Origin of the sequence: Chamaesiphon sp. OTE_8_metabat_110 (genome assembly GCF_031382685.1) — a bacterium.
Lineage (GTDB): Bacteria > Cyanobacteriota > Cyanobacteriia > Cyanobacteriales > Chamaesiphonaceae > Chamaesiphon.
Map to the genome: position 1 here is coordinate 1 of NZ_JANMZA010000034.1, position 2,648 is coordinate 2,648.

Sequence of the window (2,648 nt, forward strand, 5' to 3'; positions counted from 1 at the left end):
TAAATGTAGACATAGACCTAGTGGTTTCAAGCCGCTTGCGGCTTTGTGCTTCAAACCCTATTCCCTATTCCCTATTCCCTATCCCCTCTACTTATGTTTAAGATTAATGCAGCTCCACTCCTGACGGTTCCAGACAGTCCCGACGACCCAGCCGTGTTGTTCGAGGACGTGGGAGACATCAGCGACTTGACTCGATAGAATCCCGCTCAAAATTGCCCAGCCTTTGGGTTTGACTAGGGCTGCCATTGAGGGGGCAAGCTCGATGATGATATCAGCGAGAATATTGCAGACAAAGCCATCTACTGGTTCGGGTAGCATCGATTGTAGTTTTTCGATGCTGCCGAGATCGACGATCAATTTTGCGGATGGGATCAGATTGAGATTGCGATTCTCGCCAGTGGCTTTGACAGCCAGCGGATCGTTATCGACAGCATAAACTTGAGTAGCACCGAGCAAAACTGCGGCGGTGGACAAAATTCCCGAGCCACAGCCGAGATCGGCAACTGTCTGATGTGTATTGGGCTGAATCCGCATTTCTAGGGCTTCTAAGCACAGTTGAGTTGTGGCATGAGTTCCCGTCCCAAAGGCAACGCCAGGATCGAGCTGGAGGACGATTCGATCGGGATCTGTGGGTAAACTCAGCCAAGCTGGATTGATAATTAAGCGATCGCCGATCGGTTGTGCTTGCCAGTGTTGTTTCCAGCTACTGGACCAGTCTTCTTCATCGATGAGATTGCACTTAGTCACTGGTTGCGGATAACCCATCTCTCTAGCATCCTTCTGCAATCGTAAGGAGAGATCGGATACTTGTAAGAGTTTGGCTTGTGGTTGGGGAATATAGGCCGAAATCAGCAACTCATCGTCTTGTGCCTGAGTAGACATCCCTTTGCAGCCAAATTCTGTCAATCTCCAGAAGATGTTTTCTTCGAGATCGGGTATACAAGTAATTTTAATTTCCCACCAGCTATTAGACATGATTCTAGATATTGACGTATAAATTCTAATAACTTTTGGTAGGTCTGGTCGATCGTTGGTTGACGATCGACTAATCCCCACATCATTTAGCAATCGGGTCGCGATCGCCAAGAACTAAAACCTGCTGGATTGAGTGTGGTGAGTAGATCGTCATCTCCCACCACAGTAGCATGATGTACCTCAAAATCGCGCTATGTAAGTAGCTAGGCGAAATTAAATGTAAAATGCCAGCCCTTTGCCCTCACCCCCAACCCCTCTGTCTTGTCGTTTTTTTATTCGGGGGGAACCCCCTAATAAAAACGCCGCTCCCAAGCTTGGGAGCGATTCGCGCTCGTCGGGTTCCCCGACGGTTTAGCGAATCAAGACAGAGGGGAGCCAGAGCCGGAGGCGAGCGCAGGACTGAAGAGCGATTTCGTCATTGTCACTTTAATTATGTCCAGCTACGGAGCGCGGTCGATTCATCATCAACGCAGCATCAACCAGTCAGCGTAACAGTATAAGCATCGCTGATGCCATTAACCTGCTTGATTTCTGCCAAGATGCCATCGGGTAACGGATCGTCGAGACTCAGTACCATTACTGCATCGCCGCGTACGATTTTACGTCCGACCTGCATACTGGCAATATTGACATTAAATTTACCGAGTAACGAACCAATAATCCCGATAATCCCCGGAACATCTTTGTGGACGGTAAATAGCATATTTTGCGTCGGAACGACATTGACGGGGAAATCATCGACGCTGGTAATTCGCATCTCCGCATCGCCCAAAAGTGCGCCCGTGACTGAGTGTTGACCGAGAGAACCTTTGGCAATCAGTTTGAGTGTCGCGGCATAGTCGCGCACGGAAGCGTCCCGCGTCTCAGACACATGAATGCCGCGTTCTTTGGCTTCGATCCCCGCGTTGACATAGTTGACGCGTTCGCGGAGTGCTGGTGAAAGCAAACCCTTGAGCGCGGCGGTAACAATTGGTTTGGTCTGCTGTTCTGCCAAATCTCCATATAAGCCCACTTGCAAATCGTTAATCCGTCCGCCAGCTAGTTGACTGACCATATTCCCGATCGTTTCGGCAAGTTGAAGATAGGGCTTGAGTTGCGCCAGCGCATCGGGATGTAAGCCGGGAATGTTGACCGCAGACCGGGCTGGTAGCCCCAGCAATACATCCCGAATCTGTTCGGCGACGTCAAGAGCAACATTGACCTGAGCCTCGGCGGTGGAGGCTCCTAAGTGGGGCGTGAGCACGAGTTCTTTGCCCAGAGTGCGAAGTTCGGATTCGCCCAGGGGTTCGACGGCAAATACATCGATCGCTGCACCCGCGATCGTCCCATTTTTGAGGGCTGTAGCCAGCGCATCCTCATCGATAATCCCCCCCCGCGCGCAGTTAATAATCCGCGCCTGGGGCTTCATCTTCGCTAGCGTCTCGGCGTTAATCAGATTGGCTGTTTCTGGCGTTTTGGGAATGTGCAGGGTGATATATTCCGATTCGCGGAAAATCGTATCCAAGTCCACCAGTCTGCAACCCAGTTCTTCAGCACGTTCGGTCGAGATAAATGGATCGTATGCCAGTAATTTCATCCCCATTGCTTTGGCGACAGTTGCCACATGGGAGCCAATTTTACCCAAACCGACGACACCGAGCGTTTTTTTATAAACTTCAGTCCCGACAAACTGC

At 50.6% G+C, this 2,648-nt stretch carries 2 protein-coding genes; both read right to left on the reverse strand.

The annotated features are described in order from the left end of the window. Nucleotides 1-87: 87 nt before the first annotated feature. Nucleotides 88-975 carry a 50S ribosomal protein L11 methyltransferase gene (gene prmA / locus RMO52_RS01365; RefSeq protein WP_310410280.1) on the reverse strand — a complete coding sequence of 296 codons (888 nt, stop codon included), beginning with the start codon at nt 973-975 and terminating at the stop codon, nt 88-90. A gap of 475 nt (nt 976-1,450) precedes the next feature. Beyond that, nucleotides 1,451-2,648, reverse strand: a 1,198-nt coding sequence (serA, locus tag RMO52_RS01370; protein ID WP_310410282.1) for a phosphoglycerate dehydrogenase, incomplete at its 5' end; no start/stop codon positions are given.